Genomic DNA, 25,259 nt, shown 5'->3' on the forward strand with positions numbered 1-25,259 from the left:
ATTGGTAATTGGTAATTGGTAATTGTCTGAAATTTTGAATTGCAAATTATGGCTGTATCTACGAGTTTAGAAACTGAGAAAAAACCTGCTGTTTGGAAGGTGTTTTTAGATAATGTGATTCGTCTACCTTGGACTTGGCGAATTACAATTTTATACTTAACTTTCATGTTGTTTATGCCCATTGTGGCAATGTTCCTGAAAGCAAGTACAGTACCACCCGCGAAGTTTTGGGAAATTGCCACCAGTGAAATGGCACTGGCAACATACAATGTGACTTTTGTAACTTCTGTGATGGCTGCTGCTGTCAATGGTGTATTTGGTACTTTGATTGCTTGGGTTCTCGTGCGGTATGATTTCCCTTTCAAACGCATCATTGATGCGACAGTAGATTTACCGTTTGCTTTGCCTACTTCGGTAGCAGGTTTAACTTTGGCGACTGTGTACAGTGATAATGGTTGGATTGGTTCTTTACTTGCACCCTTGGGAATAAAAGTATCTTTTACTCGTTTGGGTGTAGGTGTGGCGATGATATTTATATCTTTGCCATTTGTGATTAGAACTGTTCAACCTGTGTTGCAAGAGATGGAAAAGGAAGTGGAAGAAGCAGCTTGGAGTTTAGGTGCTTCCCAGTGGGAAACTTTTGTGAAAGTGATTTTACCACCTTTATTTCCCACAATTTTAACAGGTGTAGCTTTGGGGTTTTCCCGTGCGGTGGGGGAATACGGTTCAACTGTAATTATTGCTTCCAATACACCTTTTCAAGATTTAATTGCACCTGTACTAATTTTCCAGAGATTAGAACAATATGACTATGCTGGTGCAACTGTGATTGGTGTAGTTTTACTAGTTATTTCCTTGGTGCTGTTATTAGCAATTAATTTCTTACAAGCTTGGGCTAGAAGATATGACAACAGATAAGGTAAAAAATCCGAAAAAGCAAAGTTGGGTTCCGGGTGTTTTGATTGGGATTGCGATCGCTTATTTAGCTTTAGTGCAGTATATTCCCACTATCAACGTATTTTTTCAAGCCTTTAAAAAGGGATTTGATCCTTTTATTTCTAACCTTACTAGACCAGAATTTCTCCATGCAGCTTGGCTAACACTATTACTAGCTTTAATTGCATTACCTATAAATACTGTATTTGGTCTGTGTGCAGCTTGGGCGATTTCTCGGCATAAATTCCCTGGTCGTGCTATAGTTATCAGTATTATTGACCTGCCTTTTTCTATCTCTCCAGTTGTTGCAGGTTTAATGCTGGTATTACTCTATGGTAGACAGGGATGGTTTGGTGGTTGGTTACAGGCCCATGATATTCAGATAATTTTTGGTTTTCCGGGAATGTTATTAGCTACGGCATTTGTGAGTATGCCTTTTGTAGCTAGGGAAGTTATTCCTGTTTTGGAAGAATTTGGTAAGGAACAAGAGGAAGCAGCTAAAACTCTAGGTGCAAATGATTGGCAGACTTTTTGGCGTGTGACTTTACCTAGTATTCGTTGGGGTTTACTCTATGGTTTGATTTTAACAAATGCTAGAGCCATGGGTGAATTTGGGGCTGTTTCTGTTGTCTCTGGTAATATTGCCAATACAACTCAAACTTTGCCTTTGTTTGTGGAAGATGCCTATAAACAATATGAAACGGAAGCGGCTTTTTCTGCGGCGGTATTATTAGCACTCCTAGCAGTTGTTACTTTGGTTTTGAAGGAGATTTTAGAACGAAAAACCCGTATTAAGGATGTTGAATAATTCGTAATTCGTAGTTAAAGAATTGCAATTATGAATATGGGTTCAAGATTGTAAATTACTTGGCAGGTGTTTTTATGAATGATGAAAATATTTTGACAAGTCAGAGAATTCGAGTGAGAATTACTAAAGATTATCATCAAGAACCTGTGATTTCTCGCTTAGTATCTGAGTACGGTTTAACTGTGAATATCAAAGCTGCATTTTTAGGTCAAGATGCTATCAGCGATGGTTGGTTTGATTTAGATTTACAGGGGAATGAAAATCAAATTGAAAATGGGTTAAATTATCTGCAAGAGTTGAAGTTGGAAGTTTGGGATGAAAAGAGAATAGGTACTTGGTAATATCCAAGATTTGCATTTCTAATATCCCCGACTTCTAATATCAATTGATCATTTATTGACAAGATTGAAAAAGAAGTCGGGGATCTGATTGTTAATTTTTTCAAGGTTCAACCAAGACAAGCTGCTAAGTCCTGTTCTGGTGTGGTGATGAGTTGCAGATGATAGGTTTCTGATAGCAACTTGACAACATTAGCTGATAGGAAAGCTGGAAGTGTAGGACCTATGCGAATGTTTTGGATACCCAGATGTAGTAATGTGAGAAGAACAGCGATCGCTTTCTGCTCATACCAAGATAAGACCATTGATAATGGTAATTCATTCACACCTACTTCAAAAGCATTTGCTAAAGCTACCGCAATTTGAATTGCAGAATAAGCATCGTTACATTGTCCCACATCTAATAACCGAGGAATTCCTCCAATATCACCCATATTTTTATCAAAGAACCGGAACTTACCACAGCCTAATGTTAAGACGACACAATCATTAGGCATCTGTTCTACTAAATCACTATAGTAGTTTCTTCCTGGTTTTGCACCATCACAACCACCAATTAGGAAAAAGTGACGGATATCTCCTGATTTTACAGCATTAATTACTGTATCTGCAACACTCAAAACTGCATTTCTCGCAAAGCCTGTAGTTATTGTTCCTTTATTTTCTTCATCGCTAAAACCTGGTAATTCTAAAGCTTTATTGATAATTTGTGAAACATCGTTAATACTAACGTGTTGTAAACCAGGATAACCTACAGGACCTAATGTAAATACCTTATTTTTGTAAGATTCATGGGGAGGTACAAGACAATTTGTGGTCATGGCGATCGCACCAGGGAATTTTTCAAATTCATGGGTTTGATTTTGCCATGCTGTACCATAATGACCATAAAGATGGGGGTATTGTTGTTTTAATTTCGGATAACCATGTGCTGGTAATAATTCCCCGTGAGTGTAAACCTTAATTTCTGTTCCTGCGGTTTTTTCTAAGATAGCTTTTAAAGCTAATAAATCATGTCCAGAAACGAGAATTGCTTTACCAGTTGTATGTCCTAAAATTACAGGTGTAGGTGTGGGATGTCCAAAGGTTTCTGTATTTCCTGCGTCTAAAAGCTGCATGGCTTTGAGGTTCATTTCCCCAACTTTTAAGGCTAAATTCAACCAATCTTGTAAAGTTTTATCTTGAGCATCTAAATTAGCTAAAACTTCGTGACAGAATGTATATAAGCCTTCATCATGCTGATTTAATTCTAAGGCATGGAAAGCGTAAGCAGCTAAACCTTTTAAACCATACAATACTGTAAGTTTGAGAGAGAAAACATCTACATTTTGAGAAGATTGACTAATAAATTCAAATTCTAAATCTTTACCTTGTTGAATTTGTGCCTGTAAATTACTGGCAGGTTGAAATTTATTAATTGCTGATTCTATAACTTTCTTACCTAATGCTTGAATTTGTAACTTCAGACTTTCGCGGAGTGCGATCGCACGATTCACAAAAGCCATAAAATCAGAAGTAGTAAAATTCACATTGGTTAATGTGGAAAAAAGCATCTCACAGGTAAACTCATCTGTCTCACGAGTATTAATACTTAAAGATTTTGCTTGTAATACCACTTGCGAAAGTCCGCGTAAACAATGCACCAATAAATCTTGTAAAGCAGCAACTTCAGGACTTTTACCACACGCACCCCACTGATGACAGACATCTCCACGGGTTGTTTGTTCACACTGGTTACAGAACATAGGTCTTTCCTCTCATCTCTATGCTTTCAGCTTATTCATTTCAATAGGGAAAATCCTTGATTTAAGTCAAGTATCTTGGTAAAGTTTGGTAAAGTTTTTTTCAGTACACAGTTATTAAAAGTTAACTAAACTTAAATAACACAAAAACACAAGTAATATACTATACTAAAGAATAAGATTAAATATGAAAACTCACAGTAAATACTCAGTAAATAATATATTTTATGAATCAACAATCTCGAAATAACAAAAAAATTAAACTAGAAAATCTCAAAAAGATAACCAGTAATGGTTTTAATATTGAAAAAGCAAGTGATAAAAGTGTTGATTTAGCATTTCTTTCTTTAAAAATTGCTCTAGAGGCTTACTTTTCTACGTATCATTGTTATGGTGGTCAATTTCATTTGATAACTGATGATAGTTACAAAGATTTACCAGATTTTTTAACATACGGCGATATTGTAGGAGTGTTGGTTTTATCAAAATATTGTGAAGCATACACAGAGTGTATAATTCATTTTCATCATTTTGCTGAATTAGTATTAAAGAATTTTTTAAGAAATGAAAATCCTCTATTTGTAGTTTCTAAATCCAATGAAAAAGATATAGTTTTGAAACACAAAATCAACAAAAATTCATTATCTTTTGAAGATGAAAAGGATTTAAAAACAATTACCTTTTCGGAATCTTTAACAACACTGGTATCTCTGATTGAGAATACGAGTGATGATTATTATAATAAAATATCATTTATACTTGCAAATAGAGAAGTGTTGGAAACATTAAATGATTTAAGAAATATAATTTGGCATCGTGGTTTATATATTCTTAATTATGCAGCTTTAGACGAATTTATTGGGAGGTATATTCTTCCTTTTGTTGATGAAGTAACAAAACATGAAACCTATAGTGGACATAAAAATTTGTGGAATCACAAAGAAATACACTGTAAAATAGACCCAATAGCAGAGATTATTAATCACTTTGAAGAAGTTAAAGAAGGGGGAGATTATAATATAGAAAAAGTTGCTTTTCTAAAAGAATTAGGTAGAGCAGCTTATAATGATAATATTTCGTATTTCCAATCTCAATCATTAATTGAAAATAAAGCTCTTATTGTTTCTCAAAATGATTATAATTATGATTCTGAAATATGTATATGTCCAGTCTGTGGTGTTAATTCTCTAATCATTTATAAATGTGTAGATTATGAAGTAGATCAAGATAATGTGGTTTATAGTGAAACTTCTTATCCTATTCGTGTGAAATGCGAATGTTGCTCATTTGAATTACATCATGAAATCGGAAACGCTAGTGAATATGGAATTGAAGGAATAAGAGATTTCTGGGTATAATAATTAATATTTTTGGACAAAATCCCTATTTCATCCTGTAAATCCTTAAATCCTGGATATCCTGATTCAGACATTATTTTTATGACTGTCACCGAAAAAGTTTTACAAGTTAAAAACTTCCTCCAAAAAACCCCCATCTTTGAAAACATCATCGACGAACAACTACAAGCAGTCGCTAATATTGCTATTCTTCAGACCTACAAAAAAAACGAAACTCTTTTTTGGGAAGGAGACGAAGCAACGGGATTTTTTATTGTTAAATCTGGGAGAATAAAAGTTTTTAAAGTTGCAAATAACGGTAAAGAACAGATTTTACATATCTTTGGAATAGAAGAATATTTTGCAGAAGTTCCCGCTTTTGATGGTGGAAACTTTCCCGCATCAGCAGCAGCAATAGAAACTTCTGAAGTTGTGTTTATTCCCAGAACTGCATTTTTAATGGTTTTGCAACAACATCCAACTTTAGCAATAGCCATGCTGGGAACATTTGCGCGACATTTGCGACAATTAACCCACTTGGTTGATACTCTTTCTTTTCAGGAAGTACCAGAAAGATTAACCAATTACTTGTTAAAATTGAGCAAACGCAATGATAATATTAATGTGATAGAATTAGACTTACCCAAAACACAATTAGCTGCTTTATTAGGTACAGTTCCCGAAACCCTATCTCGTGCTTTTTATAAATTAAGTCAAGAAGGAAAAATTGAAGTGAACGGAACAAAAATTACATTATCTGATGAAATACTTACACCCAGGAGTAACTGAAGCTTGATATAAAACACCCTTGGATTTTACATAAATCATACCACAAAAAAGGAGTATGTCAATATCAATGGCTGAAAAAACCTATTTTCGTAAAATTATTGAGAATATTATCAAGAGTATTGAGAATAGAGACTGATTATTGAGAAAAAAAAGTAGTTGTACAATTTTGGAAAAATGGAGATTTGAAAAACTTATATTTGAAGGATAAAGATCCCCGACTTCTGAAGTCGGGGATCTGTATTTTTTATACTTTTGAATTCTGTAACCTGTACTGTTTCCATTTCTCCTGCTGTCGCGCTCTTTTCTCAGCGGTTAAACTATCAAAACAGTAAGGACAAGAAATACCTTCTTCATACTGAGGAGAAGACTTATCTGCGTCGGAAATGGGATGACCACAACAGAAACATAACTCATAACTACCTTCCTCCAAACCGTGACGCACCGCAACCCGTTCATCAAATACAAAACATTCACCTTCCCACAAACTTTCTTCCTTGGGTACTTCCTCTAAATACTTGAGAATGCCGCCTTTGAGATGATAAACTTCCTCAAAGCCTTGAGCCAGCATATAAGATGAGGCTTTTTCGCAACGGATACCACCGGTACAAAATAAAGCAACTTTTTTGTGTTGATTCGGGTCTAGGTTTTTACTGACGTATTCAGGAAATTCTCGGAAAATTTGCGTTTGGGGATTTTCTGCTCTTTTGAAAGTACCAATACTTACCTCATAATCATTGCGGGTATCAATTACCGTCACTTCCGGGTCAGAAATCAAATCATTCCATTCTTGTGGACTGACGTAATTTCCCACCTGTTCATTTGGGTCAACTTCCGGTATTCCCAATGTGACAATTTCTCGTTTTAACCGCACCTTCATCTTTTCAAAAGGTGGTGTATTTGTGTAAGATTCTTTATTTTCCAAATCTGCTAACCGAGTATCACCACGGAGAAACGCCAAAACCGCATCAATAGCTGGACGAGAACCAGCAATAGTGCCGTTAATCCCTTCCTGTGCTAGTAAAATCGTTCCCTTGATGCCTTGTTCCTGACAAAAAGACAACAGCGGTGCTTGCAGTTCGATATAATCAGGTAAACTGACAAATTTATACAGAGCAGCTACAACTACAATATTTTCTTGGTTCATCTGTTTACAACAAAAGAATATTAGGGTAATATATTTTCAATGTTTAAAATTAACCTGTTTTTTCAGAAAAAGAAACTTTTTAATTTTAACCTTTCACTTTTGAATTTAGACTTGAAAACGGGGGTTTAGCTCAGTTGGTAGAGCGCCTGCTTTGCAAGCAGGATGTCAGCGGTTCGAGTCCGCTAACCTCCATTAATTATGTTTAAATATAAGTGATAAGTTATTTGCTGGCATTTGGTAAACCTTTTGCAGTGTCAGATTTTCGGCTTTTGCTGCTTCTACCACATCCTCTAAATTACGCACTCCCCAAGCTGGGTTTTGTGACTGTAAAGACTCATCAAAAGCGGCGTTACTGGGTGCGGTGTGTTGTCTATTTTGTTTATAAGGTCCATATAAATAAAGAATACCACCTGGGGGAAGAATCCGTCCAGCCCCAGCCATCAGTCCCAGACAGGCTGACCAAGGGGAAATATGAATCATGTTAATGTTAATTATGGCGATAATTGATGAGTCTGTAACTTTGTCTTTCTCCACTGGCCAGACTGGTAACTGAGCATCTAAATCTAAAGGTGGGTAAAGATGATCACTTTTAAATTCTTCTGCCCAAGCTGTAATACTTTCCCTTAACATAGGGTTTGGATCAGAAGGTAGCCATTTTCGTGGTGCTAGATGAGGTGCAAAAAATACCGCGTGTTCTCCTGTTCCGCTGGCTATTTCTAAGATAGTGCCGTTTGTGGGTAATACTTGTAAAAGTACCTCTAAAATAGCTTCGCGGTTGCGTTGTGTTGCTGGTGCAAATTGTTTTTTATCTGGGTTTGTGTTCATATAATTAAACTAACAGTAAATTGCCGTTGGTTAACCCTCAGAATATTATTTTGGGGCTAGATCATGAATTAATTTGTTTCTTCCTTTACGTCTTTGCGCGTAACTTTTGTCAAATAACTGGAGATTAATTTGCCTAAATCAATTCATTCCACCCAACCACCACTAAAATTTATTCCCCAGCGTTTTAACCCCCTGGTACTCAAGATGATGTCTTGGTGTCTCCCTTTCGTCCTTCGAGTGAGAACTAGACCTTGGCTACCAGCTGGTATTGTGAAAATTGAAGCCAAAGATGCCGAAGTTTTAGCTAAATTATACCAGGAATTTCAAGCAGGAAAAATTCGTTTTTTAATTGCTTTTCGTCATCCAGAAGTGGAAGATCCCATGTCTATGTTGTATCTCTTATCCCGCATCCTTCCCAAGGTAGCGCGGGAAAAAGGGATTTCTTTACAATCTCCTGTCCATAGTCATTTCATGTATGAAAGAGGGATGACATTATGGGCAGGAAAATGGTTAGGATGGTTATTCTCTCGTGCTGGGGGTGTACCTATTCGCAGGGGAAGACGAGTAGACAGAAACGCGATTCAAATGGCACGGGATTTATTTGCAAATGCGAAAATGCCGATCGCGATCGCCCCGGAAGGTGGTACAAATGGTCACAGTGGTGTTGTTAGTCCTTTAGAACCAGGTGTAGCACAGTTGGGTTTTTGGTGTGTGGAAGATTTACAAAAAGCCAACCGTGAAGAAACTGTTTTTATTATCCCGATTGCCATTAAATATAGTTATGTTAACCCACCTTGGAAAAAAATAGATTGGCTGTTATCTAAATTAGAAGCTGATAGCGGTTTACCAGTTGCGGAAATTAGTCTCACAGGTAAAAAGCAGGAAGAAATTTTATATCAGCGAATTTTACATTTAGCTGAATATTTGATTTCGGAAATGGAAGAATTTTACCGCCGTTTCTATCATCAAAACTTACCAGAAATAACTACAGCAATTACTTCTGAGGATACAGCTAAACCCAACGATGTGTTAATTACTAGATTACACCGTTTGATGGATACGGCGTTACAAATTACAGAACAATATTTTAATGTGCAGCCCCAAGGTAATTTTATTGATAGATGTCGGCGTTTAGAAGAAGCGGGTTGGAATTATATTTATCGTGATGATATAGCCGATATCAAGAGTTTACCACCTTTGAAACGTGGTCTTGCTGACTGGGTAGCTGAAGAAGCAGATTTGAAAATGCAACACATGAGAATAGCAGAAAGTTTTGTGGCGGTTACTGCTAATTATATACTAGAAAAACCGACGGCTGATAGATTTGCTGAAACGACTTTATTAATGTTTGATATGCTGTCTCGCATTCAAGAATCTACTTTACCAGGAAGACCACGTTTAGGTTTAAAACAGTCAATGATTATTGTTGGTGAACCGATTTCTGTGAGTGAAAGATGGAAAGCTTCTCAGGGTAATAAACAGGCTTCTAGACAGGGTGTGAGTGATTTAACGAAAGATTTGCAGGTGGCGTTGGAGGAGTTGATTAAGGATTAGTTTCACGCTCTAGACGCAGAGAAGGTTTTTGTAATAGTTTCATTTACCCTCGAAACTATTCCAAATATCTTCAAGTAAAGGAGTATCAAAATCATCTGGAACAGTAAATTTTTCAGTTTTATTTGAGGCTGCACAGAATGATGACATCAATTGAACTATCCGTCTTTATCCGTCTTTATCTGTGTTCATCCGCGTTTATCTGCGGTCAATTATTCTTGATATCTTATTCTATGCAACTTCATATCAATTTGGTATCACGCCCTTAATTACAAGCTAGTAATAAATCTTACTGCTATAGAACAGGAACAAACTGTGTAGAATTCTGTTTCAAGCTAAGGAAAGATTCAATGGAATTTCTATAACGTGCAGAGTGCGATCGCTCTAAATATAGCATACTTAAATAACAGCAAATTCAGTAAAATTTATTATGTTCGCAGAAAACACCAGACAGTTAAAAGATTACATCCTGCCTCGTGCTTTCTGCCTAGTTAGACTAATCTTCTAAATCCAAATCTGAGTCATCATCATCATTATCATAGGTGAGATCATCGAGATCTATAATCTCTGAGATTTCTTCTACTTCCTTGAGGTGGTCAGACTCTACAGGTTCACGTGCTATTAAGCGTCCAGTTGACTTTAGCCATTCCAGCAGTACAAATTCATTACTTGTACGAATTACAGTGGCTCGTTGGTTACGAGGTTGTTCATGCAAGGGTCCGTTAAGCATAAGAAAATTCTCTTTGAATAGGGAAAAAACTAGATTAACTCAAAAGCTTGCCAGAAAAATTTTCTTCAGTTCTGACAAAGTTCCTAAACTGGCATCTTCAGGTTATATTTACTACAACACCATTAATGCTTGCTCTTTATATATTGCTTGAAACTTTTGGCTGTATGCCTTTGAATGTAATCTATTGTCAAATAAGTTGGTAGTAGCACTTACGCAAGATTGAACTCAAAACCTGATTCTTGCGTAGGGGTAATTCATGAATTACCCCTACTTTCGTTCTGTTTTGCGTAAGTCCTGGGTAGTTGAGGTTCCTTTGTGAATAGAAGTTGTGAGTTTAAAACAATGACAACTTAGTTCTATTTTCAGTCTAATCTATCTTGACAAAAAATACTACTTTTAAGATAGTTCATAATTTATTTCATAGTGTATAAGTAATGAATATACTCCGTACATAATCATTCAATTCATGTCCATAATTTTTTCGCTACTGATTCCGAAACAGGTATTACTGATAAGCGATTTCCTTTTTTAACCACTAATAATTCATCTTCGCTAAATTTTTCTTTGAGTGTAGATAAGGAAATAGGCTGAGAAAATTCCTTGACAAATTCTACTTTAACTGTTTGCCAACGGGGAGATTCTGGAGTAGATTTAGGATCATAATATTTACTATTTGCGTCAAATTGTGTAGGATCAGCGATACCTATTTCAACTATTCGCATTAAACCAAAAATACCAGGAGGTTCAGCATTAGAATGATAGAAAAAAGCAAAGTCTCCTATTTGCATTTGTTTCAAGAAATTACGCGCTTGATAATTACGCACACCGTCCCAAATTGTCTCACCTTGCTGTTGTAAGTCAGTAATACTATAAACTGCCGGTTCTGACTTCATTAACCAATAATTAATTGCATTCATTTAAATTCTAAACATTTAATTCCATAATTGTAGAGACAATTTTAGCCCCCCTTTTGAAGGGGGGATCATCCTAACTCGCGACTGATTTACCCCAGCCGATGTAAGGTAATTTCGCTGCGATCGCTCTTACCTGTGCTGCATTTGCTACCAACTGTCCGCAAGCGTCCCAAGTACCAGAAACAAAAGCGGTTCTCGTTCCTTCACTCATCACTACTGGAACAGTAAAACCGCTGGTTTGCACTTGCAAATTTTCCACATCTATGGTAATGACTGCTTGGGGATTAGCAGTGACTAATTCTTGCAGTTGCTTAATTATGCTAGATTCTGCTGTTACACAAGGTATACCCATGGCAACGCAGTTACCAAAAAAGATTTCCGCAAAGCTTTCACCAATAAGGGCTTTTATACCCCATTTTGCTAATGCTTGGGGTGCGTGTTCTCTTGATGAACCACAGCCAAAGTTGCGGTTAGCTATTAATATTTTCGCTCCTTGATATTGAGGTAGGTCGAAGGGATGTTGACCGTTTAAGCCTTTTCTGTCGTCGATAAATACCCCTTCTCCTAAGTCGTCAAAGGTGATGGCTTTTAAGTAGCGGGCGGGTATAATGCGATCTGTGTCGATGTCGTTACCGATGAGGGGAACGGCGGTACTGGATATTTGTTTTACTTCACTTACCATAAGATTAATGAACCACGAAGGCACGTAGACAACCGAAGGGTGTCTTCCCGAAGGGTAGGACACGAAGGAAAGAGTTTAAGAGGATTTTAACTGTAGACTTCATGTATTTAAACCAAACTTTTAATTCCTCTCTGCGCCTCTGCGCCTCTGCGTGAAATAAAAAAGATGTGGTTTTTTACCTGAATATGGGTCTACAACATTTCTCGCACGTCAGCGACTTCACCTTTAATAGCAGCAGTTGCTACCATTGCGGGACTCATGAGTAAGGTACGACCGGAAGCGGAACCTTGTCTTCCTTTAAAGTTGCGGTTGGAGGAGGAGGCGCTAATTTGTCTTCCTTGCAGTTTGTCGGGGTTCATGGCTAAACACATGGAACACCCTGGTTCTCTCCATTCAAAGCCAGCAGCTTGGAAGATTTTATCTAGTCCTTCGGCTTCGGCTTCTTGTTTGACTCTTTCGGAACCGGGAACGACGAAGGCTTTCACACCCTCTGCAACTTTGCGTCCTTGGGCAATTTTGGCGGCTTCTCTTAAGTCGCTGATGCGTCCGTTGGTGCAGCTACCTATGAAGCAAACGTCAATTTTTGTCCCTTGAATCGGTTGACCTGGGTATAAATCCATGTAGCGATATGCTTCTTCAGCAATGAAGCGGTCTTCTTCTAGAAGTTCTTCAGCTGTGGGGACTTTTTCATCTACGCCAATTCCTTGACCGGGGGTTATTCCCCAAGTCACGGTGGGGGGAATATCTTCGGCATTAAATACTACTACATCATCATATTCTGCTTCGGCATCACTACGCAGAGATTCCCACCAAGCAAGGGCTTTGTCCCAGTCTGTACCTTTGGGGGCGAAGTCTCTATTTTTGAGGTAGTCGTAAGTGATATTGTCGGGATTGACGTAACCGCATCTTGCACCACCTTCTATGGCCATGTTACAAACGGTCATCCGTTCTTCCATGTTCATCTGTGCAAAGGTGGTTCCGGCAAATTCGTAAGCGTAGCCTACGCCACCTTTTACGCCGAGGGTACGGATAATATGCAAAATTACGTCTTTGGCGTAAACTCCAGGTTTTAAGTTACCGTTAACTTCGATTTTGCGGACTTTGAGTTTAGATAATGATAGGGTTTGGGAGGCAAGAACGTCGCGGACTTGGCTTGTACCAATACCAAATGCGATCGCTCCAAATGCACCATGACTTGATGTGTGGCTATCTCCACAAGCTATGGTCATTCCCGGTTGCGTTAGCCCCAATTCGGGGGCGATGACGTGAACTATCCCTTGATTTCCTGAGCCAATATTGTAAAAAGTTATGTCATTCTCTTGACAACTCTTTTCTAATGCTTGAATCATTTCTTCCGCCATGCTATCCATAAAGGGACGGGCTTGGTTTTCTGTGGGAACGATATGATCAACTGTGGCCACAGTCCGTTGTGGAAATAAAACTTTTAAACCCCTTTCTTTGAGCATAGCAAAGGCTTGGGGACTGGTAACTTCATGAATAAGATGTAGTCCAATAAATAGTTGCGTTAGTCCTGATGGAAGTGTACCAACGGTGTGTATATCCCAAACTTTGTCAAACAGAGTTCCCTTGCTCATACGTCAATCTATGTTAAAGGAGTCGAATTTATGATTATATCAGAAAAGCGATAATGTTATCGGTAAATCGATAGGAATATAATTGAGTATGCTTTTTCCCGAATACTCAGATATCCAACTTATTAAAAAAGTCGGGTATCTATACACATTTTAAATTGTCTCTGGGTCAATATTTAATTCTCTCAATTTTGCCGCTAACCGTGCTGATTTTTCAGCTTCTGCTTTTCTTGCTTCTGCTTCTTGTTCTGCTCTTTTAGCTTCTTGTTCTGCGCTTTCCTCAGGAGTAGGAACTAAAATTCCTTCTGGTGTAAAATACCGCAATAAACAATCATGAATACCCAAATATAACTCTAACTGTTGACTCCACAAATGTCCTTTTTCATTTGCTTCTAATGGTTGATATTTTCCATCTAATAAATGAAAACCTGCAAATTCTAAAGTGTAAGGATCAAACCAAAAATAATCAGGAGTGCGGAATGTATTTTGATAAAGTTGTTTTTTAAATTCTCTATCTGTATTTGCTGTACTTGGTGAGAGAATTTCTACAATCATATTAGGATATTTACCATCTTCATTCCAAACTACCCAACTTTTACGGGTTTTGCGTTCAGTTTCCAAAACAACAAAGAAATCTGGACCACGAAAATATTCTGATTTTTTCTGGTTAGGACTATAGTAAATGCTCATGTTTCCAGTAGCATAGAAATCATTTCTATCTTTCCACAACCATTTAAGACATTTAATTAAGAGCATAATTTGCTCTAGATGCAGTTCTGTTTCCACGGGAGGTTCATCACTATATAAATCACCAGGGGGAAAAATCACATCTTCGGAGATGTTTTCCTGTAATTCTCGTTCTTGTGCAATGATCATAATTTTGATATAGCATCAAGTTGTAATTTATTGATTATAGCATTTATTTGTATTTATCTGAATCAGGATGTCCAGAATTTAAGGATCTTCAGGATGAATACCCAAAATTTAAACAGTTTTTAATCATAAGATTATGTTAATCTTCAACTGACTTGACTAAATTTAAAGATATCTGAATTATGTATTTTTTAAAATTTATATTAAAAACTAATTAAGACAATTAAAAAAATCAAAGCATCAAAACAATTAACTCATCAAAAACACATCCTGTAAATCCTCTAATTCTGGATATCCTGATTCAGACAATTAAAATAACTAAACGCAGATGAAGGCAGATGAACGCGGATTTTGAATTTTTAAAACTATCTAAAAATCGGCATTCTTGGTGGTGCTGTTCTCCACATTAAATCAATTTCTTCGGGTGTCAATTGATAAGCTTGGTTGACTAAATCAGAAAGTCGCTGCTCTAATTTTAAAGCTTCGTTTTTCAGGCTTTGAATTTCTGGAACATAATCTCTCCGGTAATTAAATGTGCGTGGTTTGAAACCCTTGTAGAGACGTTCCGGCGGAACGTCTCTACCATATTTCCGGAGAGATCTAATAGACTTGTCCATCTTTATCTGTGTTTATCTGCGTTTATCTGCGGTCAATTATTCTTGATATCTTATTCTATGCAACTTCATATCAATTTGGTATTAAACTACCGTTAGTCTATGAAGGTTGAATTTACTGGTGTAGTGGTGAATTATATTCGCACTTTTCAGAAATTTGTCAGATTTAAACATGGGGTAAAATATCAAATAAACGAATTTGCAAATCTGGAAATTCCCAAGGTGAAACTATCCCATCTTCCCCTATAATATCCTCACTATCATAACCTTTCTGCGTCGGGTTTCTGAAAATGTGTAACTCACGTTTCAGTTTAACCTGTGGTGATTAGGTGATAAAAACCCCGGTGAAATTAACCGGAGTTGATAGGAAAAATAGTCTGAGTCTTTTTTATGCTTCTAAAATCTGAATTTCATCAAGTTGATTAATCACCACATCCGCACCTTGAACATTTCCTAAATTACCAATCCAAGTAATACCAATACAACCTGCGGCTTTTCCATCTCGTGCCATTTGCATATCGCCAACAGAATCACCTACCATCAAAGTAGCTCCCGGTTGTACACCTAAAGCTTGACAAGCTTGTGAGAATAAAATAGGATCTGGTTTACTAGGACCTTCATCAACTCCCATTTCTAGTTGTAGGTAATCCCTTAACTGATGAGTGATAACAAATTTCTGCACATCCCCAGTTGATGCGGCTGAAAGGATACCCAGTTTTAATCCTGCTGATGATAGTAATTTTAAAACCTCTAAGCTACCAGGGAACAGAGGTGAGGGAGTTTTACCAAGGTATTGTTCAGCTTCTGCTAAAGCCTGACGGGCAATTTTTAAGGACTCAAACCATCCTCTACCTGTTTCGGCTATATAGGCGGCTGCGGCTACTTCTGTTTCTCTGCGACTAGCTACGGCTATTAAACCCGCTGGATCTAGGCGATCGCCCTCTATGCCAAAAGCCATTAATAATGGTTCGCCAATACCGGGGATTTGCGCGTCTATCATCCGCGCTCCTTTTTGTCCGAGCGATCGCAAATAGGCTTCTGAGTCTTCTAATGTACCATTTTTGTCAAATAAAATCGCCTGAATATTAGAAAACGTCATGTTTCTACATTGAATAGTCGCCAACAGATTACACCCCACTAATATCAAATTTGAATATAAAAAAAGAGGGAAAATCCCTCTTGATCAAATACTTCGTTGTAGATAATTACAACTACGGGTATATTACTCTTCAATAGCTGCTGGAATTTGTTCTTCAGTTTCAGTTGCTGATGGAATTTCTGCTTCAGCTAAAGTTTCCACAGCTTCTACAGGTGCAGCTTCTACAGTTTCCACAGCTTCTACAGGTGCAGTTTCCACTGGTGCAGTTTCTACAGCTTCTACAGCTTCCACAGGTGCAGCCTCTACAGGTGCAGCGGTGATACCTTGCTGTTTAGCTAACATTTGTTCCCTATACTTAGCTGCCATTTCTTCGGCCTTATCATAGACCAAATCGCGGTTCTTAATCATGTCACCGGGTTCGGGTTCCAACTGCTTGGTAGACAGAGAAATCCGGCCTCTTTCTGCATCCAAGTCAATGATCATTACTTTCACTTCATCATTGACATTGAACACGCTGTGAGGTGTATCAATATGCTCGTGGGAAATCTCAGAAATGTGGAGTAGTCCGCTAACACCGCCGATGTCAATGAATGCACCGTAGGGTTTAATACCGCGAACAGTACCAATTACGACTTCGCCCACTTCCAAGCGGTTCATCTTGCGCTCAACTAGCGCCCGACGATGAGATAGAACTAAGCGGTTACGCTCTTCGTCTACTTCTAGGAATTTTAAGGGTAGTTCTTCCCCTACTAATTCTTCTTTGGGTTTACGGGTACTAATGTGAGAACCGGGTATAAATCCCCGTAGTCCTTCAATTCTTACCAATGCTCCACCACGATTAGTAGCAAACACGCCAGAACGGACAGTAGCATCTTCTGCCTGTAGTTGCCGTACTCTTTCCCATGCCCTCATGTATTCAATACGACGAATGGACAGGGTTAACTGACCATCTTCGTTTTCGTCAGTGAGGATGAAAAATTCCCGTGTTTCGTTTGATTGTAAGACTTCTTCCGGGGCATCGACCCGGTTAATAGACATTTCCTGTATAGGTATGTATGCTGCCGTTTTAGCACCTATGTCAATCAGAGCGCCGCGCGGCTCTATACTGAAGACGGTTCCTGGCACGATATCTCCAGGGCTAAAGTGATAATCATACTTGTCAAGTAGAGCAGCGAAATCTTCGTGAGTAAATCCAATTTCTGTAGCGGTTAAATTCTGATTGACCATGCTGATTTGTTCCTGGTTTTAGTCTCCGTCAAGTTTTTGTCACAATTAACGATGTATATGCGGTGGCTTTTAAATAAGTCTACACTTACATCTTTGTCAATCCTAGCGCAGAAGAGCTAGGTTCACACATATTATCTTCCAGATAGGATATTATATCACATACTGAAAAATTTTTCACTTGTGGGCATTTGCAGCCTCATAATTTTAGCAAACAAGACTCACAATATTATCCGTTGCTACCTAAATAGGCGGCAACGGATAGAATTTTGAGGTTTTTTACAAGTCTGGTGATCAGAATCTGACTTGAAAAATTGCTAGGTGGGGAATATTGAGAAAAAATGCCAGTTTTTAGGATTTAACTGCTTATTCTTTCTCTTTTCTCTCAAAGCGGGGAGGTTCGCGAAATGCGATCGCAAAGAAGAGAACACCTATTGCCAAGGTCAAAATTAAAATGTATGCAACGCTTTCCATATTAGGAGTTCCTGCCTATCCAGCCAGTAATCTTAGTTTACCAAGCCTGGGAAAAAGTATGAAGTTTGATTACTTCATACTTCATACTTTATCCTAGTTTAAGCTTCCTTACGTGTACGAGTGGTCTTGTCACCCACTTTCTGGAACAGACCCCACTCTACTTGTTCTTCTAGATCAGCTTCCACACCAGCAAATACATCTCGGTAGATTGTCCGAGAACCATGCCAGAGGTGTCCGAAGAAGAACAGCAAAGCAAATACAGCGTGACCAAAGGTAAACCAACCTCTGGGAGATGTACGGAATACACCATCAGAGTTCAAGGTTTCCCGGTCAAATTCAAAGATTTCTCCACCTTGAGCTTTACGAGCGTATTTCTTCACATCAGCAGGATCTGTAAAGGTCTTGCCGTTGAGATCACCGCCGTAGAAGCTAACAGTAACGCCTGTTTGCTCAAAGCTGTACTTAGATTCAGCCCGACGGAAAGGAATGTCAGCGCGGACAACTCCATCTTTATCGGTCAAAATCACTGGAAAGGTTTCAAAGAAGTTAGGCAGACGACGTACAGTTAACTCACGTCCTTCTGCATCGGTGAAGACTGCGTGGCCTTGCCAAGATTGAGCAATACCATCACCCTTAACCATTGGACCTGTACGGAATAGACCACCTTTAGCGGGGCTATTGCCTACGTAGTCATAAAAAGCCAGTTTTTCGGGAATTTGCGCCCAAGCTTCAGTCAGACTTGCACCTTGAGCAACACTGGTTTGCACGCGGCGATCAATTTCTTGACGGAAGTAGCCTTGATCCCACTGGTAGCGGGTAGGTCCAAACAGTTCGATGGGGGTGGCAGCGTTACCGTACCACATAGTACCAGCGACTACGAAAGCAGCGAAGAACACTGCCGCAATACTACTGGAAAGTACGGTTTCAATATTACCCATCCGTAGGGCTTTGTAGAGCCTTTCGGGGGGTCTAACTGTGAGGTGGAATAAACCCGCGATAATACCAACTACACCAGCTGCAATGTGGTGAGCCACAATACCACCGGGGTTAAAGGGGTTAAACCCGGCTGGTCCCCATTCTGGTGCTACTGGTTGAATGCTGCCAGTGACACCAAAGGCATCGGAAACCCACATCCCAGGACCAAATAGTCCGGTGAGGTGGAAAGCACCGAAGCCGAAGCAAAGTAAACCAGATAAGAACAAGTGGATGCCAAACATTTTTGGCAAGTCTAAGGCAGGTTCGCCGGTACGGGGATCTCTGAACAGTTCCAAATCCCAGTAAACCCAGTGCCAAACGGCTGCTAGGAATAACAAACCGGAAAGAACAATGTGAGCAGCAGCAACGCCTTCAAATGACCAGAAGCCAGGATCTACGGCTGTGCCACCAGTAACACTCCAACCGCCCCAGGATTCAGTTACGCCTAAACGTGACATGAAGGGAAGTACGAACATCCCTTGTCTCCACATGGGGTTGAGAACTGGATCACTGGGGTCGTATACAGCTAGTTCGTATAGTGCCATTGAACCAGCCCAGCCAGCAACTAGGGCTGTGTGCATTAAGTGTACAGAAATCAGCCGACCTGGATCGTTCAGAACAACTGTATGTACTCGGTACCAGGGTAGTCCCATCGACTACAATCCTCCTAGATGAGTTAGTTTACAAAGCAATTTTCTAACTGAGGTTCTGAGGGAGGTAAGCCACCTCTCAGAAAACTCTCTGAGTTTTTGTTATTGCCAATCTTGAGTTTTACCACAGATGAGCCTGTGGTTTAGCGATGCTTATCCGCTGAAATAGCTTTATTCCCTTGAGTTGTGAACTTTTGGGAAGGTGCTGTTTGAGCGGCGATGCGATCGCCAAGCAAAAATGAGAATATTTTAAAAAGTGTAACTATTGATGGAACGCTTTGCAAGCGTCTGAATAGATACGATTATTTAACTTGTGGCTCAAATATCGCTACCAATCCCTAAAATGCTGCTACTTATCATCTGATGAATCTGAAATGCTGAACTTTGTTTAATTGCATAATGTCCGGCATAAAATCAGATAGGGGTTTTAATAGGCGATCACTCGTTGTAAAATACTAGTTTTATTTTAAACATATTTTATGTATAATTAATTACTATTGCATTCATATAAAAGTAGATTGAAAATCCTCTATTTGCCTACTTTATGGATAGTATGGTATTGTCACAACGATTGGAATGCGTATGTGTTATAAATTCACAAAGACTTGGAATAAATAGAAACATTATCACTATGGAATTATCTGTACTAGCTTTACAAGCAGTAAATATTACGCTTTGGGCGCTTGATAAGGCTTCTGGTGGAGCGTTGGAGAAGGCGGGAGGAGATGTTTTAGAATTTTTGACAAAAAGATTTCAAGACAAACTTAAAATTAAAGAGTCTGATCCAAAGCTTTTGGAAGCTACTATATTAAGTGAAGCTGAGTGGGATAAGAAATTCCATGAAGACCTGGAAAGGCTGGTAAATCAGTATCGGCAGATACAAAATAGTTCTGTTTCACAAAACACTGAATCAGGTGTGAATGTCAACGTTACTGACAACTCAGGTACAGTAATTGGGCAGCAAATAGGTCAGCAATTTTTTCGTTAACCAACTTTTTTTTGATCTTAATAACTCAGATTTAGAATCAAACAGTAATTTTTTTCAAAGGCTTCTCAACTACATTAAAGTAGCTACTTTTTTGCTATGCTCCTTATTCTTCTGGTTTCTCTTTGGTTGGTTAGCTGACTACTCTTTTCCGTTTAGTCAGGCTCTAGAGCTAATGCTTGCTTGTTTTAAGGGTAAAATTTCAGCAAAGGTTAATAGTCTACAACAACAGCTACAAAGAACAGATATAATTTCCCAATTAAATAATAAACAGCAAGTTAAAAAGCTAAATAACTTAGAATCTCAAGCATGGTTATATGAGGGAATATTAGAGCGTCTTGGTGCAGATCCTTGTGCAAATCATGAAAAAATTGCAAGGACACTTGAGGCTTTAGAGTATAAAAGGAGTGAAATTTTACAAGAATTAGAGCCTCGGAGACCTCGTAGCTATCAAGCACTAGCGGAATTACAGAATTCCGTTCGCATTTTTTTGGCTAGTCAAGCGGAAAAAGACTATGAACAACTTCAGAAAATTTTAACTAACTTGGTTTTCTTCGCAAGAAGTAGGAAAGCTTCACAGATTGTTCTTTCAGAAGTTATCAATAAGTTAGCTGCGGAAATAGCAAAAAATACTAATCAAATTAGCCCTTATCGCCTTCGCCTTGCTTATAGAATTGATGAACTAATGAGGGTGATATCAACGAAGCTAGTCTTAGGTTATAATGACTCGACAACTGATAGCAATTACCAGTCGATTATTCAGGAGTTGCGCTCCCGTATAACTCTTTTGTCTAAAGAGTTTAACAATTTACTCAAAGTTAATCAATATGATAAAAATGATCTCGAAAGGCGTATTAATGAAATTTCTAATCTTTCAAAAAATATTTCCGATTTGCATAGAGAAATATCTAACCGTGATGTAGATATAGTTGCTTTACAAGAAAATATTCAAAATCTGACAAAAACAATTCAAGATAAACAGATTCAGATAAATAATCTACAAAATACAATCTCTAAATTGAAAATAAATATTCAAGATGTAACCGAGATTGATCAAGAAAACCAAAATTGCATCAATAATCTACAGAGTCAGTTATCTAAATTGAGTCAGGAAAAATCAGAACTACAGAATAAGCTTAGGAATATATCTGCCTACACACAAATAAAAATATCTGAAATTGAAGAATTACAAACAGAAAAATCTCTTCTAAAAAATCAAAAATCTGACATAGAACAACAATATCGAAATTTATATCAACGCTATCAACAACAAAATGATGAAATAGCTAACCTAAAGAAACAACTTGATCAAGCTAAAAGATCAACTTATACCTATAGTTCTTCACAACAGCCTCAAAAAACTAATAACCCAATAGCGACAGAAAGAAAGATCTCAGTAGAAGAATATCAAAAAATTGCTAATCAAAGTGATTATGAATATGTCAAACCTTATTATCGGAAGGATGGAACCCCTGTAAGCGGATATTACAGAAGAAGACGAAGTAAATGAGCTTCAGGATATAGCGAAGGGTGAGAATCTGATTATGGAGTTTTTAGGTGCAGGTAATTTAATTGCTAACAAGATGACTTTTGAGGAATTTCTCAACTATGACGATGGTACGGATAGTTTATATGAATTGGAAAATGGAGAATTAATTTCCATGCCTTCAGAAAGTGATATAAATCAAAGGATAGCAATGTTTTTGGTTGCTTATTTTTTAAGCTGTGGAATTCCTTCCTCTAGATTGCGGATGAAGGCTTAGGTGGCTGTGAATAGCAGAAGTGTGGGTGTGCGTGTACCTGATCTGGTAGTATTTTCTGAAGAGTTAGCGATCGCAATGACATAGGCTACTCGATCACTGGTATTGATGGATATGCCACCACCGTTATTTGTTTCTCCCCTATTTCCTGATCTCAGGTTGACTGCTGCTCAAGTTTTACAGGGATGAGATGCTATTCTTGTGAAGATAATTTGACTAGATGTAATTAAGTAAATATATATCCTAGAATAATTAACTGCTGATTTAAAAAAATTAATGGTCATAACTTGGGTTTCTCGGTCTATGAGACGGTGGGGTAGAATTGCAAAATTCCTATCTTTATTCTCTATCTGTTTATTGTTGGCTGTTAGTTGCACCCCTAGTCCACAGCCGACTACACCTAATTCTGGTGCAGTCAATACTCCTGCTGGTGATGGACGGATTACTATCGGTACAACATCAAAGCCAAGAACCCTTGATCCGGCTGATGCGTATGAGTTGGCATCCTTGGGTTTAGTATTTAATATGAGCGATCGCTTGTACACCTATGAACCAGGTAACACAGAAATAAAACCCCAACTGGCCACAGCATTACCTAAAGTTAGTGCAGATGGTCTAACCTATACCATCCCTTTGCGTCAAGGAGTGGTTTTTCACGATGACACTCCCTTCAACGCCAAAGCAATGGAATTTAGCATCCAACGCTTTATAGAAAATAAGGGTAAACCCTCCTTCTTATTAGGCGATACCATAGACTCTGTAAAAGCCACAGGGGACTATGAGTTAACAATTAAGTTGAAAAAGCCTTTTGCGGCGTTTCCCTCCTTGTTGGCGTTTCCTGGGGTGTGTCCAGTTTCCCCCAAAGCTTATGAAATGGGTGCAGGTAAATTTAAACCCAATATCTTTGTTGGCACTGGTCCTTATAAATTGGCTAATTACGGTACAGATTCTCTACGATTTGATGTATTTGATAAATATTGGGGAGAAAAACCAGCCAATAAAGGTATTAATGTGCAAATTCAAACCAGTCCAGTTAATTTATTTAATGCTTTTAAAACTGGGGCGGTAGATGTGGCTTATTTATCTTTACAACCAGACCAAATTCGCAGTTTAGAAGCAGGTGCTAAAAAAGGAGATTGGCAAGCAATTAGCGCCCAAGGTAGTGTAGTTAGTTATATGGTGTTGAATCGCAATCAGAAACCTTTGGATAAACCAGAAGTTAGAAAAGCGATGGCATTACTCATTGATCGTCCATTACTAAATGATCGTGTTTTATTAGGTCAAGCTGATCCGCTTTACAGCATGATTCCCACTACCTTTAATGTTTCCCAACCATTATTTAAAGATAAATATGGTGATGGTAAATTTGAAGAAGCCAAAAAATTGTTAACTACTGCTGGTTTTTCTCAAGCAAATCCCGCTAAAGTACAAGTTTGGTATCCCGCTAGTTCACCTACCCGGAGTTTAGCAGCACAAACACTCAAATCTTTGGCTGATACTAAAATGGATGGGATATTACAACTAGAAGTTAAAACCGTAGAAGGTGCTACCTTTTTTAAACAAATTTCCAATGGTTTATATCCAGTAGCTTTACTAGATTGGTATCCAGACTTTTTAGATCCAGATAATTATGTCCAGCCATTTTTAGATTGTCCGAAAGGTTCAGAGGCTAAAGGCTGTGAAGATGGAGGAAGTCAAATTCAAGGGTCTTTTTACTATAGTGAAGCAATGAATAAACTCATTGCTCAACAACGTAAAGAACAAAACCCAGAAGCCAGAAAGAAAATATTTACTGACATTCAAAATCAAGTTTTGAATGATGTTCCTTACGTTCCTTTATGGCAAAACAAAGATTATGTATTTGCCCAAAAAGGTGTAACTGATGTCAAACTTGATCCTACCCAAAACTTGATTTACAAAAGCATCAAAAAATAATCTTTAGAGGTGAGGTTTAATCTCGTTCCCAGACTCTGGCTGGGAATGCCATTGAGAGGCTCTGCCTCATGCTAATTTATCAAGCAGAGCCTTAAGACTACATTCCTTGTCAGAGTCAAAAAACGAGGTTAAATTTATGAGGCAGAGCCTCAAGGCTGCATTCCTTGCCAGACACAAGGAATGAGTTAAATGTTGAACTTTGAATTAATAAAAATATGTCTCGTTCAAAAGCTTTACAGTATTACATTGTTTCCCGGTTGCTTTTTGCACCACTGCAACTATTAACTATCATCACCATAGTTTTTCTTTTATTGAGAGCAACACCAGGAGATCCAGCGGATGCAATTCTAGGTGGACGTGCGCCAGAAAGTGCGAAAGAAGAGTTAAGAAAACAACTAGGTTTAGATTTACCTATTTGGTTACAATATCTCAATTATTTAGGACATATTTTACGTTTTGATTTGGGAACTTCCCTAACCAGTCGTGGTCAAAATGTTGGAGAAATAATTGGTCAATATTTCCCAGCTACAGTAGAGTTAGCCGTTTGTAGTATGCTGGTAGCTTTAATTGTCGGGATTTTAGTTGGTACTTTTTCTGCTTCTCGTCCAGGAACTTATTTTGATGTAGGTGGGCGTTTATTTGGAATTATTACTTATGCACTCCCCATGTTTTGGGCGGGAATGTTATTACAATTAATTTTCTCAGTTCAACTCGGTTGGTTTCCTAATTCTAACCGTTTTCCCCCTAATCTTCCCGCACCTGCATCTATGACTGGGTTATATACAATTGATAGTTTATTAAGTGGTAATTTCGGTCAATTTCTCACAGCTTTACATCATTTGGCTTTACCTAGTCTGACTTTGGGAATTTTGTTGAGTGGAATTTTTGAGCGTATTGTGCGAGTGAATTTAAAACAAACATTAAAAGCTGATTATGTAGAAGCAGCTAGGGCGCGAGGAATTTCCGAAAATAAGATTTTAGTTTCTCATGCTTTAAAGAATGCCTTAATTCCTGTAATTACCGTGTTAGGTTTAACATTTGCTTCACTGTTAGGAGGGGCAATTTTAACAGAAGTGACGTTTTCCTGGCCTGGGTTAGCAAATAGATTATATCAAGCTATTTCTGATCGGGATTATCCGACAGTGCAGGGGGTATTAGTATTTTTTGGGGCTATTGTTGTGAGTGCGAGTATTTTGATTGATATTCTCAATGCTTATGTAGACCCGAGAATTAGGTATTAGAGGAAAAATATGATTTCGTATTTGTCTGAATCAGGATTTAC

Annotated in this window: 23 protein-coding genes, 1 tRNA gene and 1 pseudogene; 12 read left to right on the plus strand and 13 right to left on the minus strand. The window is 38.2% G+C overall.

Features of this window, described 5'->3' with window-relative positions; all coding sequences use genetic code 11:
- The first annotated feature begins 48 nt into the window (after nt 1-48).
- From cysT to H6G06_RS15800, 3 genes are all read left to right on the plus strand, one after another.
- On the plus strand, nt 49-918 hold the full coding sequence (gene cysT, locus H6G06_RS15790; protein WP_190561750.1) for a sulfate ABC transporter permease subunit CysT: 870 nt from the start codon (nt 49-51) through the stop codon (nt 916-918).
- On the plus strand, nt 905-1,744 hold the full coding sequence (cysW, locus tag H6G06_RS15795; RefSeq protein WP_190561752.1) for a sulfate ABC transporter permease subunit CysW: 840 nt from the start codon (nt 905-907) through the stop codon (nt 1,742-1,744). Before cysT ends, cysW begins: the two co-directional genes overlap by 14 nt.
- A gap of 74 nt (nt 1,745-1,818) precedes the next feature.
- Nucleotides 1,819-2,085, plus strand: a complete 267-nt coding sequence (locus H6G06_RS15800; RefSeq protein ID WP_190561754.1) for an NIL domain-containing protein — start codon at nt 1,819-1,821, stop codon at nt 2,083-2,085.
- 107 nt (nt 2,086-2,192) lie between these two features.
- Here the strand turns inward: H6G06_RS15800 and hcp are convergent, their stop codons facing one another.
- Entirely contained in the window at nt 2,193-3,827 is a 1,635-nt protein-coding gene (gene hcp, locus H6G06_RS15805; protein ID WP_190561756.1) for a hydroxylamine reductase, read from the minus strand.
- Between the two features lie 224 nt (nt 3,828-4,051).
- On the opposite strand from hcp, the gene H6G06_RS15810 reads away from it, so the two are divergent.
- Both H6G06_RS15810 and H6G06_RS15815 read left to right on the plus strand, forming a co-directional pair.
- Nucleotides 4,052-5,182 (plus strand): hypothetical protein, encoded by a 1,131-nt coding sequence (locus tag H6G06_RS15810; RefSeq protein ID WP_190561758.1) that lies wholly within the window; start codon nt 4,052-4,054, stop codon nt 5,180-5,182.
- 81 nt (nt 5,183-5,263) lie between these two features.
- The gene (locus H6G06_RS15815; protein WP_190561760.1) at nt 5,264-5,950 is read left to right on the plus strand and encodes a Crp/Fnr family transcriptional regulator; all 687 of its coding nucleotides are present in this window, start codon (nt 5,264-5,266) and stop codon (nt 5,948-5,950) included.
- Between the two features lie 244 nt (nt 5,951-6,194).
- Here the strand turns inward: H6G06_RS15815 and trhO are convergent, their stop codons facing one another.
- Complete coding sequence (gene trhO, locus H6G06_RS15820; protein WP_190561762.1) at nt 6,195-7,094, minus strand: oxygen-dependent tRNA uridine(34) hydroxylase TrhO; 900 nt, start codon at nt 7,092-7,094, stop codon at nt 6,195-6,197.
- Between the two features lie 119 nt (nt 7,095-7,213).
- Here trhO and H6G06_RS15825 point away from each other — a divergent pair.
- Nucleotides 7,214-7,286: transfer RNA gene (locus tag H6G06_RS15825), tRNA-Ala, on the plus strand.
- Here H6G06_RS15825 and H6G06_RS15830 read toward each other — a convergent pair.
- Complete coding sequence (locus H6G06_RS15830) at nt 7,287-7,919, minus strand: DUF938 domain-containing protein (RefSeq protein WP_190561764.1); 633 nt, start codon at nt 7,917-7,919, stop codon at nt 7,287-7,289.
- A 129-nt stretch (nt 7,920-8,048) separates the two neighbouring features.
- Between H6G06_RS15830 and H6G06_RS15835 the strand changes: the two genes are divergently transcribed.
- Nucleotides 8,049-9,473 carry a lysophospholipid acyltransferase family protein gene (locus H6G06_RS15835; RefSeq protein WP_190561766.1) on the plus strand — a complete coding sequence of 475 codons (1,425 nt, stop codon included), beginning with the start codon at nt 8,049-8,051 and terminating at the stop codon, nt 9,471-9,473.
- A 493-nt stretch (nt 9,474-9,966) separates the two neighbouring features.
- On the opposite strand, the gene H6G06_RS15840 is transcribed toward H6G06_RS15835, so the two are convergent.
- The 10 genes from H6G06_RS15840 to psbB all read right to left on the minus strand — a co-directional run bounded on the left by H6G06_RS15840 (nt 9,967) and on the right by psbB (nt 19,300).
- A complete protein-coding gene (locus H6G06_RS15840; protein WP_190561768.1) occupies nt 9,967-10,200 on the minus strand; it encodes a DUF3134 domain-containing protein in 234 nt (77 codons plus the stop codon).
- A gap of 464 nt (nt 10,201-10,664) precedes the next feature.
- On the minus strand, nt 10,665-11,117 hold the full coding sequence (locus H6G06_RS15845) for an EVE domain-containing protein (protein WP_242039712.1): 453 nt from the start codon (nt 11,115-11,117) through the stop codon (nt 10,665-10,667).
- Nucleotides 11,118-11,187: 70 nt separating this feature from the next.
- A complete protein-coding gene (leuD, locus tag H6G06_RS15850) occupies nt 11,188-11,796 on the minus strand; it encodes a 3-isopropylmalate dehydratase small subunit (RefSeq protein WP_190561771.1) in 609 nt (202 codons plus the stop codon).
- 191 nt (nt 11,797-11,987) lie between these two features.
- Nucleotides 11,988-13,391, minus strand: a complete 1,404-nt coding sequence (gene leuC, locus H6G06_RS15855; RefSeq protein ID WP_190561773.1) for a 3-isopropylmalate dehydratase large subunit — start codon at nt 13,389-13,391, stop codon at nt 11,988-11,990.
- Nucleotides 13,392-13,541: 150 nt separating this feature from the next.
- Nucleotides 13,542-14,264: a Uma2 family endonuclease gene (locus H6G06_RS15860; RefSeq protein ID WP_190561775.1), complete on the minus strand. Its 723-nt coding sequence runs from the start codon at nt 14,262-14,264 to the stop codon at nt 13,542-13,544.
- Between the two features lie 362 nt (nt 14,265-14,626).
- Nucleotides 14,627-14,878, minus strand: a complete 252-nt coding sequence (locus H6G06_RS15865) for a hypothetical protein (RefSeq protein WP_190561777.1) — start codon at nt 14,876-14,878, stop codon at nt 14,627-14,629.
- Between the two features lie 385 nt (nt 14,879-15,263).
- On the minus strand, nt 15,264-15,998 hold the full coding sequence (locus tag H6G06_RS15870) for an HAD family hydrolase (RefSeq protein ID WP_190561779.1): 735 nt from the start codon (nt 15,996-15,998) through the stop codon (nt 15,264-15,266).
- Between the two features lie 99 nt (nt 15,999-16,097).
- Nucleotides 16,098-17,201, minus strand: a complete 1,104-nt coding sequence (locus H6G06_RS15875) for a 30S ribosomal protein S1 (RefSeq protein WP_190561781.1) — start codon at nt 17,199-17,201, stop codon at nt 16,098-16,100.
- 363 nt (nt 17,202-17,564) lie between these two features.
- The gene (locus H6G06_RS15880) at nt 17,565-17,672 is read right to left on the minus strand and encodes a photosystem II reaction center protein T (RefSeq protein WP_190561783.1); all 108 of its coding nucleotides are present in this window, start codon (nt 17,670-17,672) and stop codon (nt 17,565-17,567) included.
- Between the two features lie 98 nt (nt 17,673-17,770).
- Nucleotides 17,771-19,300: a photosystem II chlorophyll-binding protein CP47 gene (gene psbB, locus H6G06_RS15885; protein WP_190561785.1), complete on the minus strand. Its 1,530-nt coding sequence runs from the start codon at nt 19,298-19,300 to the stop codon at nt 17,771-17,773.
- Between the two features lie 628 nt (nt 19,301-19,928).
- Here psbB and H6G06_RS15890 point away from each other — a divergent pair.
- The 5 genes and pseudogenes from H6G06_RS15890 (at nt 19,929) to H6G06_RS15910 (ending at nt 25,218) form a co-directional block, all read left to right on the plus strand.
- On the plus strand, nt 19,929-20,285 hold the full coding sequence (locus tag H6G06_RS15890; RefSeq protein WP_190561786.1) for a hypothetical protein: 357 nt from the start codon (nt 19,929-19,931) through the stop codon (nt 20,283-20,285).
- A 172-nt stretch (nt 20,286-20,457) separates the two neighbouring features.
- Complete coding sequence (locus tag H6G06_RS15895) at nt 20,458-21,792, plus strand: coiled-coil domain-containing protein (RefSeq protein WP_190561787.1); 1,335 nt, start codon at nt 20,458-20,460, stop codon at nt 21,790-21,792.
- A gap of 34 nt (nt 21,793-21,826) precedes the next feature.
- A pseudogene (locus H6G06_RS27445) lies at nt 21,827-22,126 on the plus strand (Uma2 family endonuclease); the annotation flags it as partial.
- A 192-nt stretch (nt 22,127-22,318) separates the two neighbouring features.
- Nucleotides 22,319-23,977, plus strand: coding sequence for an ABC transporter substrate-binding protein (locus H6G06_RS15905; protein WP_242039714.1), 1,659 nt, complete (start codon nt 22,319-22,321; stop codon nt 23,975-23,977).
- Nucleotides 23,978-24,192: 215 nt separating this feature from the next.
- Nucleotides 24,193-25,218: an ABC transporter permease gene (locus tag H6G06_RS15910; RefSeq protein WP_190561789.1), complete on the plus strand. Its 1,026-nt coding sequence runs from the start codon at nt 24,193-24,195 to the stop codon at nt 25,216-25,218.
- The last annotated feature ends 41 nt before the right edge of the window (nt 25,219-25,259 follow it).

It is taken from the genome of Anabaena sphaerica FACHB-251 (genome assembly GCF_014696825.1).
Taxonomy (GTDB): Bacteria; Cyanobacteriota; Cyanobacteriia; order Cyanobacteriales; family Nostocaceae; genus RDYJ01.